Raw genomic sequence first — 14,930 nt, forward strand, 5'->3', positions numbered from 1 at the left:
GTGAAATAAATTTTTGATTTTTATTTACACATCTAAAATTCTAATTACCTTGCTAGGAATATCTTTTAACCTACTTACGGCCATAGTTTTTTCATAACCTAAATGCTTTAGGTTATTTGCAATTGTGGTTGCCCTTACAGTATTGGGACCGAGGCCTAAAGATACCATGTTGATACCTAATCCTTTGAATGATTTGGTCATTAATCTAACTGCATCAGGATCTGAAGGCTCACCATCTGTTAACGTCAAAAAAATATCTGGTCTTTTTGATTGTAAAATTGGAAACATCTTATCGTACACCTCTGCTAGTGGAGTGGAACCATTAGCTACAATTTGAGCTAATCTTTTTGCAGTAATGCTGTTCCATTTTACATTGTCTGGTTTAACTGACCAGCATACAACGGCTCTATTTTCCGTACTAAATGCATATACTGCAAATTTTACTTTAAGATAAGATAAAACTTCACATAAAGATAGTGTTGCTTTTTTGTATTCCATTGCATCTGAAGCGATACTTGAAGAATGATCTAACAAAATCACAATTTTAGTCTTAATAGATTTTTTTACATCTGTAAAGAATGGCTCATTACCTTCAATGTAATTTTCCTCATCAAACTCATCTCCAGTTCTTAGATGTTGTTCTTTCCAACCTGTTTTCCATTCTTTAAATTTGATTTTTAATCCATTTATCAAACTCATATCGTAAATTACTGTTTCATCAACATTTTTTGTAGAAGGAATTTGAACTCCTATTGCTTCTGGATTCAATCCTTTGTTTTCTGTTTTTTTATTTTCGTCTAGTAATACCTTGTATTCATCAAATACATTCTCTCCTCTCATTATAGATGCAGGATCTATTGATCCAAAATCACCTTCTTTGTTCTTTGAAACTATCTTTAGAACTTTTAATAATTCTTCTTCAGATAATGCCATTCCCGCTTTCATAAAAGGCAAAGATATGGGAATTGTAAGAAGTGAATCAATATCTAAAATCTTAATTATTTGACTAACATTTTCCTCAAGCCATTCAGTATCATGATTTTCATCAATTGCTTTATTGACTATTTTATTTGCAAATGCTGATGCTTTTTTTATTTGCTCGAATTGGCTAGACTGAATTTCTCCTTTAATTGCTCCAAACATAAAGTATTGATAGAATGCTTCAACTATCCTTGCTTTTCCATAAACTGAATGTAGTTGTGGCCGTGCAACAAGCATGTAGGTGTAATTAAAGATAATCTCATCATCCATTCCTTTCCAAATTTCTCTACCTAGTTTTTCTACTCTTTGTGTTTCCAGTGTATTCAGAATAAACCCAAATGCATGATCATTACTAAGAATTTTTTTGCAGAATTTAACCCTCATTGCTTCATACCATAATGACGTTCTAAATTGACGATATTTTTGAAAATCATTCCCAATTCTTTTTTCTAGAGGTGTTAAGATTACTTTATTTTCATTTAATCTTGTTCTTGTTTCAACCTTATCTGAAATTTCTACAATCATTTTCTCTTTTTCAGCCCATCTTCTTACAAGAAAAGTGGCAATCTCTACTATAGATTCTGTTTGAAGTTGAATTGCTTGCATTTAATTACCAAACATCGAAGTAATGATGTCACTTACTTTTTGATATTCTATACTTCCCCATTGTGTGTAAACATTTCCAAAAACAAATTTTGCAGCGTCTTTTGCAGACATGCCTTTGTCTAACAATTTTGCAAAAGCAATAGTTTCTCGTAAGCTAGGTGAATAAAATAATTCTTCAACAGCAGCTGCTTGCCTTAATGTATTTGCTAATTTTATTGCCTGAATAATTTCTGATTCGTGTTCTCCAGAAATATGTTTTTTTACAATTTCTAATTCAATATCTTCTGGAGGATACTCTAATCTAATTCGTACTGGAAATCTACTTAGAATTTGAGGTGGTAATTCTTTAGTTCCGCTATGAGTTAATGGATTTATTGTGGCAACTACAAACCAATTCTCTTTTGCTTTGATTAACTCTCCTGTAGATTCTTTTAATACGATTTGGCGTCTATCATCTAACGCTTCATCAAGTCTAAGTAAAACATCAGCTTCTGCTGCATTAATTTCATCCAAGTATAGCATATTTCCTTCTTTCATTGATTTGATCAAAACTCCTTCATCAAAGGTAACAGTTCCGTTAGTGAGAGTTTTTGATCCTACCAAATGACTCTCTCTTGTTCTGAGGCTGAAATTAATTGATTGTAGATTCACATTATTGCTCTTTGCAAAATCTCTGACAAAGGATGTTTTTCCCGTACCTTTTGGTCCAATTATTAAAACAAAAAGACCTGCTTCAAATGCCTTGTTTAGTATTTCAGTTGAATTATTCCAATCAAGATATTGAACTTGTTCCAAAGTACGTTTTGATTGATTTAAACAATATTTAATATTAGATCTATTTTCCAAATGCTTCTACTTTTGTAAAAGCTTCGTCTAGTCTTTGATGCAGTGTTTTATTCCATTCATCAAATCCTGATGGATCTTTTGGATAATTGTTGTAGTGCTCAACTAACCATTGATTTTCTTTAGAAGTATATCTGAGTCCATCTGCAACTGTCTTGTTCATTGCACCTCTAATTATCATTCCAATTTTTCCTAATCCTGAAAAGTCTGGGTGTTCACCTTTACTAATTGATTCAGCATCAAGTTTACCCAAAAAGTGTTTCATGCCATAACTGATTTGCTCATTAGACATTTGTTGAATCAATCTTCTAAAGAGCTCAAGACCTGCAGTTTTGTATCCGTATTCTTTGATGTAATCTAAATTGTATTGCCATAAACCAGCTTCAGAAACATCATTTGCTTCTAATGCTTGAGCTACATTATTTCCTAAAATTGTACCTGCAATTAATGCTGGTCCTATTCCTCCTGCATCAATTGGTTTTGGCATCCATGCAGAATCACCTACCATCATGTATCCCCCTGATACCATACAATCGTTTTGTCTTCTAACTGAAACTTGGAAAACTCCTGAATTGTTGTTAATGTCTTGTGGGTCTTCTGATAACTTTGCATTTTTGATGGCTACATTTCTTGCAAGATATTCTTTCATCAGTGATTCAACATTATCTTTCTTACCAAGTCGTTTGTTTCGTTTATCTAGCAGAGATTTTTCTACACCTAATCCAATGTTTACTTTAGTCTCTCCTTTTGGAAACACCCATCCATATCCTCCCGGTGCAATATCTTGATCTAAATGAATAATACAATAATCTGGATCAAATTCAGTAAGATCCTTTTTTCCAGGTTCGAAATGCATGATATATCTTCCAGTTGATTCTAAATCTCTTCTGTCTATTCTCTTTTCTACTTTAGTGGAGTTTTGAAGTCCATTTCTGAGCATGGATGTTACACCTGTAGCATCGATTACAATTTTTGATGTTTTTTTAAATGGCTGTTTAGTTTTATTATCAATTCCTTGAACCCCTACTGCTTGTTGACCATCATAAATTAGTCCTGTAAGATTTATTTCATATTCAAATTCAATACCCATTTTTCTACATCTTTCATTTTGAATTTCTGGTAATTTTTGACGATTAAGCATAAATCCATCGCCATCAAAAGGAATTGCAGTTTCTCTATCTGGTGATAATGCCATGACTCCTTTAACATCATGTTCGATTTCTGGTCTGGTCCATTCAACTTTGATTCTTTCTGACATAAAGTCTACTGCTTCTTTTGAACATGCATCTCCACATACCCATCCAGCTAAGGATTTTCTACCGGGTAAAAATTCTGTATTTCTATCAACAACCAAAATTTTTGTATTTTGGTTTGAATAATGAGAAATTGCCTGTGCTGTAATTGTACCTGCAAGACCTCCCCCTGCAACTATAACGTCATAATCTACCACGATAATCCGGTCCGTCTATCCGTATTTAAAATAATACCATGATGATCTGTGTCGATCTCCAAAACTTTGTTCATTATACGATTAAAATGGGGTCGGTTCGTCGCGGCCTCTTCATAGCTTTAACTCAGACTGGAGCGGCTGTTATTTCCTCATTCCCAAACTGAATTGCCCTGTTATTCCTATTTAATCTAGTTGGCAATCTGAAAAATTTCTCTAAATGTTTTGACTGTATCCTTTTTGTTGTAAATAGGTGTATGGATTTTTATTTTTATTGTGTCTTTTTCACTAATTATGATGTTTCCGTTGATTAATTCTTGTTTATCTAATCTCATATGGAATCTAGAATCAATAGTTCTTTCTTCAATTTGGTCAATTAACTCCTTGATTTGTTGATTTGAGAGTAATTCTAAAAGTTTCATGATGAATTTTTGAGCCTGTTTTTTTACAATTTTTGTATTTAACAAAATTATTGGATTTTCAAAATACCCTGTAGTTTCATGAACTGTAAATTCTTCTTCTTTTATTTCTAGTAAGTCATCAAATGATTGAAAAATTTTTGAAATATCTTCTGTTGCATGAACAATTACATCAATTGTTACTTCAATCTTACCAATCATTATTGTAAAAAACTAACTTTGGTTACTTATGCTTCAAGTAACACTGTTTCTTTATCTGCAGTTCTGATGAGTTTTACTTTCTCAAGACCAACATGTCTAACTCTAATAACTTTCTTAAATGCTGCCATGACATCTGAATTAATTTTACTATAACATGTTGCCTGAACAAATTGATCAATTGTCATTTCTGGAATTGTTTTTCTAATAATATCTTGAGCAATTAATCTAAGAGCATGCTGTCTAGATGTGTTAAGTTGTCTGTGTGTTAGAGCAAGTAATTTGATTCTAAAGATGTAACCATCTTTTGTTTTGATATCTATACTAAAGTTAATTTTTGATGAACCACGTCTAACTAAACTACGCAAAAATTCTTTTGAATATTCATATCTCTTAAAGATCGTTGTTGCCTTGTCTCCATCAACCTTATGAATCTGGAAATATATTTTGTATTGATGTTGTGAAGGATCTCCTTTTAGAATGTCATATAGTGTTACTTCTAAAACTCGACCTACTGCGTTCTCATCATCTGTGATTGGAACATAAGCTATTGGTACGTTGTTAAATGAATCTGGTGCATATACTGTAACCCAGCGTTTTTCTCTCCACTTGTCCTTTACTCGACCTTTTCTACGTGCCAATTATTATCGACCTTTGAACCCAAAATATAAGGGTATGTCACTAGATCTCTTTCTGATTTCCCATGTAACTCTGTAAAACATGAGGGATTTTGATGTGCCCATCTTTTGTTTGACCATTCTCCATTAATGCTACCAAAATTCTAGATGTGGCAATTAGTGTACTATTGAGGGTATGCACGTATTGTGTTTCCTCATTTGTTTTGTCTCTAAATCGTATCTTCAATCTACGTGCTTGATAATCTAAACAATTTGAACAAGATACTATCTCTCTATAGGCATTTTGCCCTGACATCCATGCTTCAATATCATATGTTTTAGCTGAAACTTTCCCCATGTCTCCAGTTGAGAGTAACATTACTCTGTATGGAATTTCTAAATTTTGATAAAATTCTTCAGCAACTGAAATCATTTTTTCATGCTCATTCCATGAATCTTCTGGTCTAGAAAATACAAATTGTTCAATTTTATCAAATTGATGTACTCTGAAAATTCCTTTTTGATCTCTTCCATGAGCACCAGCTTCTTTTCTAAAACATGGGCTTACACCTGCATATCTTAAAGGCAAATCTTTTCCCTCTATGATTTCTTTAGCATGCATTGCAGCCATAGCATGCTCAGATGTGCCAATCATGTAGAGATCCTCTTCTTCAACTTTGTAAATTACTTCTTCAAAATCATCTGCTATAACTGCCCCTTCCATTGATTCTCGATTAATCATGTATGGTGGTTGAATTAGTGAATATTCTTTTTTTGCAAGAAAATCTAATCCATAATGAATTAATGATTGATTGAGTCTTACAAGATCATTTTTTAGATAATAAAATCTTGCACCTGCTACCTTTGCAGCTCTTTCCAAGTCCACCAAATCTAAATTTTCTGAAATATCGATATGATCATTTATCTTGAAATCAAATTCTGGAATTTTACCCCATTTTTTCATTTCTTTATTTGCATTTTCATCTGCTCCGACTGGAACTGATTTATGAACAAGATTTGGAATTGTTAGAGCCAGTCTTGAATATGATTTTTCAATGTTTTCTTGTTCTGACTCTAGTTCTGAAAGTTTTCCTGATACATTTTTCATCTCTTCTAAAATCAATGATGCATCTTCTCCTTTCTTTTTTTTCTGTGAAATTTCTAATGCCACTTGATTTTTCTTTTTTCTTAATTCATCTGTTTTGATGATAAATTCACGCCTTTTTTGATCATACTCAATTAATCCATCCAAATCAAATTCCATTTCTCTAGCTTTTAGCATCTCTTGAATAATCTGGGGGTTTTCTTTGATTAATTTTGGATCTAGCATTATTCAATCACCTTTAATGCAACTTGGATATGTTCCAACACTTCATCAATTGTTCCAATAAGATGTTTCATGTTCTTCTTACTTTCAAAATTAAAAACTAGTTTGTTATCAATATTTTCAACATAAAGACTCAATCCTTCTGGAAAATCCACATTGTCAGGTTCTAGTACTTTTTTGACAGTTTGGGCTTTTTCTTGTGATATGTTATTTAGAACTAGTTGGACTTGACATGTTAACGACATTTACTTCTAAATAATTGAGAAATTCGTCCAATTTGTCTTTAGTTATTTTTGCCCCTGCTGCTGCGTTATGTCCACCTCCAATCCCATCAAATTTTTCAGCACCAGTTCTCATAATTTCACTGAGATTGATATCCGAATTACAACCAAAAGATTTTCTTGATGAGAATTTTATTGTATTTTCTTCACCCTTTGTTCTCAAAATTACAATCTTTCCTGAATTTTTTGGAGAGCCTGCAATTAATGATGATATAGTTCCAGTCATTGTTTCAGGTACTATATCCTCACCATTTACCATGATGCATGTTTCACTTTCTGAAATTCGCCATCTCTCATTTGATAATATGCTCATATATTCTCTGATCATTTTTCTATAATCTGTTAGAATTGTTTCCCCTTCTCTGAGTATCTTGTTTCTGTCTCCCATACATATTGCCATTCCAACACCAGAACGATTAATCCTTCCACAGGAATTTAACATCGTTGAAAACTCTCTTCCGTCTCGGAGGAAACTTCTGTTATCTTCCCTTGGAAATGTATAGGTATATCCAATAAGTTCAGACATTATTTCTGTAGCATTTTTGCCTGCTGTAAATTTAGAAATTGATTCAATTACTTGTCTTTTTTCCTCCTCGTTTAATTCAGCTGGAACTCTCCACCTTCCTCCATCTTTTAGCTTAATTCCTGATGAGTTTAGAAGAGAAAGACATGCATCTCTATTCCAGGTGAGGCCCTCAATAAATGGCTGTGAAGTAAATGCAAGTGCATCTGGAAGAGGTCTAGTCTCTCTACCTACAAGTAATAAATCTAAATCGATATCTACCAGACCCTGTTCTTTTGCAGTATTTGCAATCTCAAAATTTTTACCAGTAAATGATTTCCTTTCTCCCTGATCTTGTCTGTCTCCTAATGCAGAAACTATAGCAATGGCAGACAAATCTGAATTTTTTTCATCAAGTGACATAGATGCAAGATATGCCATACCTCCTGCACAAATCTCAACTCCTCCATCCATTCCATATTTCCATGCATTTATGACATTTTGATTATCCATTTCTTTATCTGGAATTTGATGATGATCCAATACAATCCAATTATCTCCGAGAGTTGAATCAAGTTCACTTGCAAAACCTCCTCCTAGATCTGTAACTATATGAAAGTCTCTAGAGTCTGTTTTGAAGGATTCTACTACATTTTTACTAAATTCTTTTGATGTTCTTACTGTGCAATTTGCACCTGCTCTGATTAGAGCTTTGGTGATAATACTTCCAGATGTAAGTCCGTCACAATCAATGTGGGTTGTAACAGAAATTGATTTTTTTGATTTAATGCAATCTGAAATTTTATCTTTGAAATATGATAGTGACTCATCAAGTGATTTTGTCATTACTCTAATTGAGCAACCACGGATTTATATTTCCAGGTTTTAGGAATTCTTTCAATTCTCTTATAGTATACAGACAACCTGTGAACTTTGGCTTCTATTAATTCCAAAGATCTTACATTTCTATTGTCTCCCTTGTTTTCCTTTAGGTGTTTTTGAAGACCGACTGCTTTGTTTACCATATTTTCTAGGTCTTCTGGCATATCTGGTTTCAAATCATTTTCTTCAAGAATTTCACCCATACTTTTCTTAGTAATTGGTTTGATTAGTGGAATGGAATGCTGATCTCTAAGTTTAATTCCAATCTGACTTGGGGTTAAACCGTCCTTAGAGTATTTTACAACTAATTCTTCAATCTCTTTAGGACTTTGTGTAATCCATGAAGGTGCACGTAATGTAGCTGGTCTAATGGAATGTGACTTTCCATGTCTGTGTGTGTGCATTCTTCCCATGATTTGACTCATTAAAATACAGAATTAAACGTTACTTATACTGATCTCGTACATTATATCGAAAATTGGGGTTTAGAAGAAAAGTTAAATAACTCACCGGGTTCAAAACGAGCAGGTAAACGGTATGAATACAAAAATACTCTTAGCAGCATCCTTAGTTGCTGTCTTCACTATGGGATTCTATGCAGAAGATGCAGTAGTATTTGCACAATACATGGGAAACGTTGGTAGTGAAGGTGAAACCGGATCATACACTTTAGAGGAAGCACTTGAAATTCAAAGAAGAAGAATTGAAGCTGCTGAAGCAAATCCAGCCTCTGGTTCAGGAACTCCATATCTTGATGCAAGTGGTGTAGTTGGTGCCTCAGTAATCGCAGGTGCAGTGTTCGGTGGTATTGCAGGAGCATTCTTCATTAGAGGAAGATCTGGCAAATACGCAGCAATGGGCAGAGGATAATCAAACCTCACTTTTCTCTTATTTTATTATCTGTATCCTAGTGAATACTGATCTCGTACTTTCTGATAATAAAAGAAATGTATATATCGCACAAATTGAGCCAAATTATCATGACTCCTATCGTAGGAACTTTCCTAAGCATCCTGTCTTCACTAACAGGACAACTGGGACCAAACTATGATCCATTATTCTATGATGTAATGATTTACATCTTCGGAACCATGATGTTCACAGTATTCCTTCTTGGAATTATATCATTCTGGTTACGTGTACACGGATGGGCTTACAAAGACAACCGTGAGAGATGGGTCGATGAGTTGGACAGACACTTTGAAAGAGAAGGCATTGGTCTGATTCCAGACAACGGTAAATACTGGTAAAATTACTTCCTTTCTTCTTTTCATTATTTTTAAAATATCTAGTTAATACTATATGCTCACAAAAATTATGATTTTTTCAAAGTCTGCAAAAGATTAGTTTTCAGGTGGAAGGTAATCCTTGTCCTTACTTTCATCATATGCTTTTGTGGTGAATACGCCTTTGTAGTTATATCCATCTTGCAATGGATGATTGATGAAATGAGATGATTCTATTCCGTTAACGTAGATAGTTGATTTACTCTGGTCCATGTCTCTTAAGGGAAAGTCCCACATCCACAAAAAGTGACCAATTTCAAATGGGTAATCATCTTCCCATTCTACATAAATCGTCCCATCATCTGTTAGTGTATACATAGTTCTTTTACAATCTCCGTCATTTAGTCCCGCGTTAATATTTGCAGGAATCGGTGTTGGGAGACCGTCAATAATTAATTCTAAATTCACTTTCATTTTGTATGGTGTATCTCTATCATTAATGCAAACCTTGAGAGGATCATTTTGACTAAATTGACCTTGAGCTATAGTACTTGCAACTCCCACAGATATTGCAATAACTGCAGTAATTGCTAGGAATTTGAGAGTTTTTTTCCTCTTATAGGGATCCCCCATTCCAGGCCAATTCATAATGGAGAATTTAGACAGATTCCTTAAAGTCCTTTCTCTTATTCTAGCATTATTTCAATTGTGTCAAATCCATCTTGATGATCTGCCAAACAATATGTAATTTCATCTGAGTCAATTTCTAGCCATTCTGATTCGCCTTTGTAAGGAAGATAATCTTCCACAAACAAATCATTAGGACCTGTCATTCTAACAATCACTTTCTCACTTTTTGATTTTACCTCAAAAGGTAATTTGAGAACTTTACCTCTTCTCTGATTTTGTATATTGACTTTGAATTTATCAGAACGAAATTCCACTTCTCCAAAAAAATAACTCTGAAAAATATCTAATTTGATAATTTTAAAACTTAGCATGTTTTCAATACTATTTTCTAGAAGATAAAACTTGGTCTAAAATCAATACGTTGCCCGTAATAATTGATTAGAAAATGAAAAGGAAAAGGTTGGGTTGTTTAGATTACTTGCCAGGGTCTTGTTGCAAACGTAATGACATATCCAACACCTATGATAATTGATTGATATGCGATGTTGGTATATGGGATTGGTTTGATAATTGGTTCGCCTTCAACGACAACTGTTTGACCTGGACCGAGTCCTGGACCAACTTTGGCTACATTGAGTTGGGTGTGTACGTGATATACACCTGCTTCAAGTGCTTTTGCAGATAGTGAATAATCAACAATAGCGTTACCTGGAATGTCAAAGACGTTTCCTGGTGGATCTCTTGCTAACATTTCCCATCTGTTACCTGCGTTGGTTGACTCTGAGAAGATAGATAGCCATCCTCTAAGGTCTCTTTCTACAAGACTGACTAGTGTTCCTTGAAGTGTCAAGGTTTCGCCAGTTTGCAGGGATTGTCTGTTAAAGGTTTCATCCTCAATTCTGATGAAACGACTCTGGAGTTGTGCTTGGACACCGTGTGCATCTGCAGTTGGAAGAATGGATTCAACCCAGTTGAAACCTAATGTTCCTAGTGCAAGTACTACAGCTAGTCCAAATACGAAAATTCTTTTTTCGACCATAGTTATCCCTAATATTGAGGAAATAATGGACATCGTTATATGTTTTACCTTAATCACGAGGATCGATCTTTTGTTCCATGTTAATCATTGATGTTATACAATGAAAATGATAAAAAAACTATGTAATTTCTTTACTTTTATATTTAAAAAAGAATAATATTTATTAAATTTTTGATATTTATTAAAAAAAATCGGATAGAATCTCTTTATCCTCAAACTCTTACTTTATATTCCGAATTCACACCACTGTAAGCATGGCACAGATGCCCGCATTAATCCCAAAAGAAGTTGAGATTCAGAGACTTAAAAAAATCTGGCTCATCGTTATTGCTATGGGATCTACTGCAGCATCAGTCGAAGTAGATAACTTCGTTGATGGTTCTCTACATCAGACTTCTATCAGAGATAGTGCATTTACACCAGCACACTGGTGGTTGTATTCCCACTTCATCACATTACCACTTGGATGGGGTGCAGCAGCAATCTATGATAGAAAAGTTCCAGTTCTTAGAGGTCCTAATAATTCAATGAACACTGGTTTGAAGATGACCATTCTTGGTTACCTTGCAACTATGTTTACAATTGGGGTCAATGAGATGTGGCACTTCTGGTTTGTAGAAGAAATATTTGCGGTTCCAAATCACTGGATGTTTAACATGGGTGTAGTAGTTGCATTCATGGGTGCACTTGCATACGTAGTCAGAGTATATGCTCGACTCGTAGAACTAGGTGCAGAAACTCCTGGAGAGAACCCATATGTTGCAGAGATGTACAAGATGGCTTTAGAAGGCAAATTGTACAGTAGATCAATTCCATAGACAAATTGTGCAATAGCACACTTTTTTCTTATTTTATTATTTTTTAAAAATGACGTAGATCGTACGGACGCTTCAGTTTAAGAAAGATTTAAAAGGATTCTGAATCAGAATAATTCCATAATGACTCTTCCAAAAGGATTCGGTTCAGGCGGTGGCGGCGGAGCTGGTAGCGCTGATATCGAAAAAATGATTGGACGACGCGTTGAAAATATGACCGGTATGATCACAATTTCCTACTGGGCAGCTTTGTTAGCTACTTTTGGTGGTACTGCAGCAGGATACTTCTATTATCCATGGGCATATCCAACAGCAAGTGGTCACTTTGCATTCATCGTACTTGCAATCATTGAGGCAATAGGTTACATCTTCTGTGTTAAAGTCATGGAAGAAGGTTCCAACAAAAATAGTAATGGTATAGTTGGTGGTAGTATTGCTGCATCAGTAGCATTCGTACTATTCGTATCATTGTATGTTGGTTGGTAATCAGAAGGAAACCCCTTCAGACACTTCTTTTTCATTTTCATTTAATTAAATGAGGACTATAACATATTTTCATTATTTTATCATAGTCTAAAATGACGATCTTCTGCATACTCTAAAATTTTATATACTGACCGTTTCTTTGACTTGATATGGTCTGGTTAAGACGATGTACACACTACTTATTCATAGTAGTAGTTGCAGTTAACTCAACACTGTTAACAATTAATGCAGGAGACTACATCTTCTACACTGACTGGGCTTGGACTTCGTTCACGGTATTCTCAATATCGCAAACGTTGATGCTTATTGTAGGTGCTACGTATTATCTAACATTTACAGGAGTTCCAGGCACAGCAACGTACTACGCTCTAATTATGACAGTATACACATGGATAGCAAAAGGCGCATGGTTTTCGCTAGGATATCCATATGACTTCATTGTCACCCCAGTTTGGTTACCATCAGCAATGCTGTTGGACTTAGTATACTGGGCAACAAAGAAGAACAAGCACTCCTTGATACTGTTTGGCGGCGTACTGGTAGGAATGTCATTACCATTATTCAATATGGTAAACCTGATAACAGTAGCAGACCCACTAGAAACGGCATTCAAATATCCAAGACCAACATTGCCACCATATATGACACCAATCGAACCGCAAGTAGGTAAATTCTATAACAGCCCAGTTGCTCTCGGTGCAGGTGCAGGTGCAGTATTGGGATGTACAATGGCAGCATTAGGTGTCAAACTGAACACTTGGACATACAGATGGATGGCCGCATGGTCAAAGTGGGACTAAAAACTCCAACCTTTTCCTTTTCATTTTATTATTTTCTCTTAGAGTTTTCTCTAAACTAAATTCTAAAAATAAAATTTAGAAAATTATTTTTAATAATTTTTAATTAATAATTCAAAGTGTCCAGTTCGTTTTTTAGAATTTGAATTAATGGAACGATTAGCATGGATTTTTTTAATTTTCCAAGATTTGCCTGAGAACACATCTGCTACCTCTTTAGAGTCTGAATTTGATAATAAAACATTACATCCTCTAGAATCTAATTTCAAACAAAGATCTGCTAGTCTATTGAGATCTTCATATGTGAAATTCTTGTTAGTGTAACTTGTAAAGTTGGCAGTATCGCTAACTGGCTGATATGGTGGGTCAAAGTATACTAGATCACCTTTTTTTGCATCTCGAAGAACAGATTCAAAATCTCTGCATTTTATTGCAACTTTGCTTGATTGTAAAATGGAACTTACTGAACGCAAATTTTTCTCATTTACTATATTTGGATTTGTATATCTCCCTAAAGGAACATTGAATTTCCCTTTGCTATTTACACGATACAATCCATTAAAACAAGTTCTATTCATAAACAGTAATCTTGATGTTTTTTCAATCTCGCTTCTCGGATTGGATTCTCTAACTGAATAATAATATGATTTAGAATCTTTATGATAGTTTTTTTCGTGATTTTTGAGTGATGAAATTAATTCATCAATTCTGTCTCGAATTGTAGTATATGTCAAAACTAGGTCAGAATTCAAATCCGAAATACTGCATTTTTGACCCTTTCTTTCAGTAAGGATATGGAAGAGTAATGCACCACCTCCCAAAAATGGCTCAAAATATGTTCCAAATGATTTTGAGAGATTCTCATTTAATATTGGAATTAATTGACGTTTTCCACCTGCCCATTTTACAAAAGGTTTTGGGGCAACTGATGAAATCTGACTGTATACTTGTTTCAATGATTATGATTGCAAAAATCATTAACTGTGCTTTAGATAAAATAATTTGATCTTAAACTAACTTTTTCCTAGTCTTGGAATAGCTTAAATACAAATTTCGTAAATTGGTCAAAATCCTCAATTATGTGGAATTTAAGAATTGCATTGGAATTAGTGAGAAATGAAAAAGCTTCGAACGGGATCTGAACCCGCGACCTTTACATTACCAATGTAACGCTCTACCAGGCTGAGCTATCGAAGCACGAAAATTCTCAGTAGAAAATCCTTATAATTCTTCATTCTGACCTATATTCTTCTAAACTGTTAAATTTCACACAGATTTCTAGATTTTTGGAGGAGTAATCAAGCCTGGCCAAAGTAAGCACTATGTGCTTTTGGACATGCAGGACTTAAGATCAAATAATGGGTGATCCTGTCTCTCAGGAGTTCGTGGGTTCAAATCCCACCTCCTCCACTACTCTATTTTGGATGCTTTATTCCTCTAGAGTTTAGGACTTCGTAGACATCTGGTAATGAGAAAACAAAACCAACATGTACACAATCTTTTTCATCACATAGCTGACAGAACAACTCTCCTTTTTGAACTGCAACTTCTGCGATTCTATTTTTGATATTATCTTTTAGAATTACACGATCATCATCAACAGAAATCTTTTCAATCTTGGGAGCATATCTGGCAAAAGTCTTGTCCTTTTGCATCATCTCCTCTAGCATGTAAGTGACATAACCTGAGAAACTATTGACGCCTTTCATTGTAAGGTCGTCTTTACTGTTTTGATAAACTTGGTGGAATTTATCATAAACTGTTTCTGAAACTGTGATTGATTTGAATCCGGCTTTTGGCAATTTACTTTTCCTTACCGTACAATAAAGTACTC

At 34.4% G+C, this 14,930-nt stretch carries 19 protein-coding genes and 2 tRNA genes; 6 read left to right on the forward strand and 15 right to left on the reverse strand.

Annotated elements, in window-relative coordinates; all coding sequences use genetic code 11:
- Positions 1-24 precede the first annotated feature (24 nt).
- The 9 genes from NADRNF5_RS01840 to NADRNF5_RS01880 form a co-directional block, all read right to left on the reverse strand.
- The gene (locus NADRNF5_RS01840; protein WP_048115077.1) at positions 25-1,587 is read right to left on the reverse strand and encodes a vWA domain-containing protein; all 1,563 of its coding nucleotides are present in this window, start codon (positions 1,585-1,587) and stop codon (positions 25-27) included.
- Complete coding sequence (locus NADRNF5_RS01845; RefSeq protein WP_048118768.1) at positions 1,588-2,382, reverse strand: AAA family ATPase; 795 nt, start codon at positions 2,380-2,382, stop codon at positions 1,588-1,590.
- 40 nt (positions 2,383-2,422) lie between these two features.
- Complete coding sequence (locus NADRNF5_RS01850; RefSeq protein WP_048115078.1) at positions 2,423-3,880, reverse strand: NAD(P)/FAD-dependent oxidoreductase; 1,458 nt, start codon at positions 3,878-3,880, stop codon at positions 2,423-2,425.
- Positions 3,881-4,068: 188 nt separating this feature from the next.
- The gene (locus tag NADRNF5_RS01855) at positions 4,069-4,497 is read right to left on the reverse strand and encodes an RNA-binding domain-containing protein (protein WP_048115080.1); all 429 of its coding nucleotides are present in this window, start codon (positions 4,495-4,497) and stop codon (positions 4,069-4,071) included.
- Between the two features lie 26 nt (positions 4,498-4,523).
- The gene (locus tag NADRNF5_RS01860; RefSeq protein ID WP_048115082.1) at positions 4,524-5,135 is read right to left on the reverse strand and encodes a 30S ribosomal protein S3ae; all 612 of its coding nucleotides are present in this window, start codon (positions 5,133-5,135) and stop codon (positions 4,524-4,526) included.
- 40 nt (positions 5,136-5,175) lie between these two features.
- Positions 5,176-6,441, reverse strand: coding sequence for a serine--tRNA ligase (gene serS / locus NADRNF5_RS01865; RefSeq protein ID WP_048115084.1), 1,266 nt, complete (start codon positions 6,439-6,441; stop codon positions 5,176-5,178).
- Positions 6,441-6,683: a KEOPS complex subunit Pcc1 gene (locus tag NADRNF5_RS01870; protein WP_048115086.1), complete on the reverse strand. Its 243-nt coding sequence runs from the start codon at positions 6,681-6,683 to the stop codon at positions 6,441-6,443. The genes serS and NADRNF5_RS01870 overlap by 1 nt, the downstream gene beginning before the upstream one ends.
- Positions 6,646-8,067, reverse strand: a complete 1,422-nt coding sequence (gene recJ, locus NADRNF5_RS01875) for a RecJ family nuclease (protein WP_048115088.1) — start codon at positions 8,065-8,067, stop codon at positions 6,646-6,648. The genes NADRNF5_RS01870 and recJ overlap by 38 nt, the downstream gene beginning before the upstream one ends.
- Entirely contained in the window at positions 8,067-8,516 is a 450-nt protein-coding gene (locus tag NADRNF5_RS01880; protein WP_048115090.1) for a 30S ribosomal protein S15, read from the reverse strand. Before NADRNF5_RS01880 ends, recJ begins: the two co-directional genes overlap by 1 nt.
- A 124-nt stretch (positions 8,517-8,640) precedes the next feature.
- On the opposite strand from NADRNF5_RS01880, the gene NADRNF5_RS01885 reads away from it, so the two are divergent.
- Complete coding sequence (locus tag NADRNF5_RS01885) at positions 8,641-8,973, forward strand: hypothetical protein (RefSeq protein WP_048115092.1); 333 nt, start codon at positions 8,641-8,643, stop codon at positions 8,971-8,973.
- 110 nt (positions 8,974-9,083) lie between these two features.
- Positions 9,084-9,353: a hypothetical protein gene (locus NADRNF5_RS01890; protein WP_012215889.1), complete on the forward strand. Its 270-nt coding sequence runs from the start codon at positions 9,084-9,086 to the stop codon at positions 9,351-9,353.
- A 93-nt stretch (positions 9,354-9,446) separates the two neighbouring features.
- On the opposite strand, the gene NADRNF5_RS01895 is transcribed toward NADRNF5_RS01890, so the two are convergent.
- From NADRNF5_RS01895 to NADRNF5_RS01905, 3 genes are all read right to left on the reverse strand, one after another.
- Positions 9,447-9,977: a hypothetical protein gene (locus NADRNF5_RS01895; protein ID WP_048115095.1), complete on the reverse strand. Its 531-nt coding sequence runs from the start codon at positions 9,975-9,977 to the stop codon at positions 9,447-9,449.
- 38 nt (positions 9,978-10,015) lie between these two features.
- Positions 10,016-10,330 carry a hypothetical protein gene (locus NADRNF5_RS01900; RefSeq protein WP_048115097.1) on the reverse strand — a complete coding sequence of 105 codons (315 nt, stop codon included), beginning with the start codon at positions 10,328-10,330 and terminating at the stop codon, positions 10,016-10,018.
- A gap of 98 nt (positions 10,331-10,428) precedes the next feature.
- Positions 10,429-10,998, reverse strand: coding sequence for a methane monooxygenase/ammonia monooxygenase subunit B (locus NADRNF5_RS01905; protein WP_048115099.1), 570 nt, complete (start codon positions 10,996-10,998; stop codon positions 10,429-10,431).
- Between the two features lie 254 nt (positions 10,999-11,252).
- On the opposite strand from NADRNF5_RS01905, the gene NADRNF5_RS01910 reads away from it, so the two are divergent.
- The 3 genes from NADRNF5_RS01910 (at position 11,253) to NADRNF5_RS01920 (ending at position 13,099) form a co-directional block, all read left to right on the forward strand.
- Positions 11,253-11,816, forward strand: coding sequence for a methane monooxygenase/ammonia monooxygenase subunit C (locus tag NADRNF5_RS01910; RefSeq protein WP_048097271.1), 564 nt, complete (start codon positions 11,253-11,255; stop codon positions 11,814-11,816).
- A 120-nt stretch (positions 11,817-11,936) separates the two neighbouring features.
- Complete coding sequence (locus tag NADRNF5_RS01915) at positions 11,937-12,299, forward strand: hypothetical protein (RefSeq protein WP_048115106.1); 363 nt, start codon at positions 11,937-11,939, stop codon at positions 12,297-12,299.
- 149 nt (positions 12,300-12,448) lie between these two features.
- Complete coding sequence (locus NADRNF5_RS01920) at positions 12,449-13,099, forward strand: ammonia monooxygenase family protein (RefSeq protein WP_048115108.1); 651 nt, start codon at positions 12,449-12,451, stop codon at positions 13,097-13,099.
- Between the two features lie 89 nt (positions 13,100-13,188).
- Here the strand turns inward: NADRNF5_RS01920 and NADRNF5_RS01925 are convergent, their stop codons facing one another.
- On the reverse strand, positions 13,189-14,052 hold the full coding sequence (locus NADRNF5_RS01925) for a DNA adenine methylase (RefSeq protein WP_048115110.1): 864 nt from the start codon (positions 14,050-14,052) through the stop codon (positions 13,189-13,191).
- A gap of 167 nt (positions 14,053-14,219) precedes the next feature.
- Positions 14,220-14,293 (reverse strand) — tRNA-Thr (locus tag NADRNF5_RS01930).
- 91 nt (positions 14,294-14,384) lie between these two features.
- On the opposite strand from NADRNF5_RS01930, the gene NADRNF5_RS11010 reads away from it, so the two are divergent.
- Positions 14,385-14,506: transfer RNA gene (locus tag NADRNF5_RS11010), tRNA-Leu, on the forward strand.
- Positions 14,507-14,511: 5 nt separating this feature from the next.
- Here NADRNF5_RS11010 and NADRNF5_RS01940 read toward each other — a convergent pair.
- A complete protein-coding gene (locus NADRNF5_RS01940; RefSeq protein WP_048115112.1) occupies positions 14,512-14,898 on the reverse strand; it encodes a hypothetical protein in 387 nt (128 codons plus the stop codon).
- Between the last annotated feature and the right edge of the window lie 32 nt (positions 14,899-14,930).

Origin of the sequence: Nitrosopumilus adriaticus (genome assembly GCF_000956175.1) — an archaeon.
Classification (GTDB): Archaea; Thermoproteota; Nitrososphaeria; order Nitrososphaerales; family Nitrosopumilaceae; genus Nitrosopumilus; species Nitrosopumilus adriaticus.

Bases quoted from the DNA above. Each gene is read 5' to 3' on its own strand.
- NADRNF5_RS01840 (WP_048115077.1), bottom strand. From the start codon at position 1,587: ATGCAAGCAATTCAACTTCAAACAGAATCTATAGTAGAGATTGCCACT.
- NADRNF5_RS01855 (WP_048115080.1), bottom strand. From the start codon at position 4,497: ATGATTGGTAAGATTGAAGTAACAATTGATGTAATTGTTCATGCAACA.
- serS (WP_048115084.1), bottom strand. From the start codon at position 6,441: ATGCTAGATCCAAAATTAATCAAAGAAAACCCCCAGATTATTCAAGAG.
- NADRNF5_RS01870 (WP_048115086.1), bottom strand. From the start codon at position 6,683: ATGTCGTTAACATGTCAAGTCCAACTAGTTCTAAATAACATATCACAA.
- recJ (WP_048115088.1), bottom strand. From the start codon at position 8,067: ATGACAAAATCACTTGATGAGTCACTATCATATTTCAAAGATAAAATT.
- NADRNF5_RS01880 (WP_048115090.1), bottom strand. From the start codon at position 8,516: ATGGGAAGAATGCACACACACAGACATGGAAAGTCACATTCCATTAGA.
- NADRNF5_RS01885 (WP_048115092.1), top strand. From the start codon at position 8,641: ATGAATACAAAAATACTCTTAGCAGCATCCTTAGTTGCTGTCTTCACT.
- NADRNF5_RS01890 (WP_012215889.1), top strand. From the start codon at position 9,084: ATGACTCCTATCGTAGGAACTTTCCTAAGCATCCTGTCTTCACTAACA.
- NADRNF5_RS01895 (WP_048115095.1), bottom strand. From the start codon at position 9,977: ATGAATTGGCCTGGAATGGGGGATCCCTATAAGAGGAAAAAAACTCTC.
- NADRNF5_RS01900 (WP_048115097.1), bottom strand. From the start codon at position 10,330: ATGCTAAGTTTTAAAATTATCAAATTAGATATTTTTCAGAGTTATTTT.
- NADRNF5_RS01905 (WP_048115099.1), bottom strand. From the start codon at position 10,998: ATGGTCGAAAAAAGAATTTTCGTATTTGGACTAGCTGTAGTACTTGCA.
- NADRNF5_RS01910 (WP_048097271.1), top strand. From the start codon at position 11,253: ATGGCACAGATGCCCGCATTAATCCCAAAAGAAGTTGAGATTCAGAGA.
- NADRNF5_RS01915 (WP_048115106.1), top strand. From the start codon at position 11,937: ATGACTCTTCCAAAAGGATTCGGTTCAGGCGGTGGCGGCGGAGCTGGT.
- NADRNF5_RS01920 (WP_048115108.1), top strand. From the start codon at position 12,449: ATGGTCTGGTTAAGACGATGTACACACTACTTATTCATAGTAGTAGTT.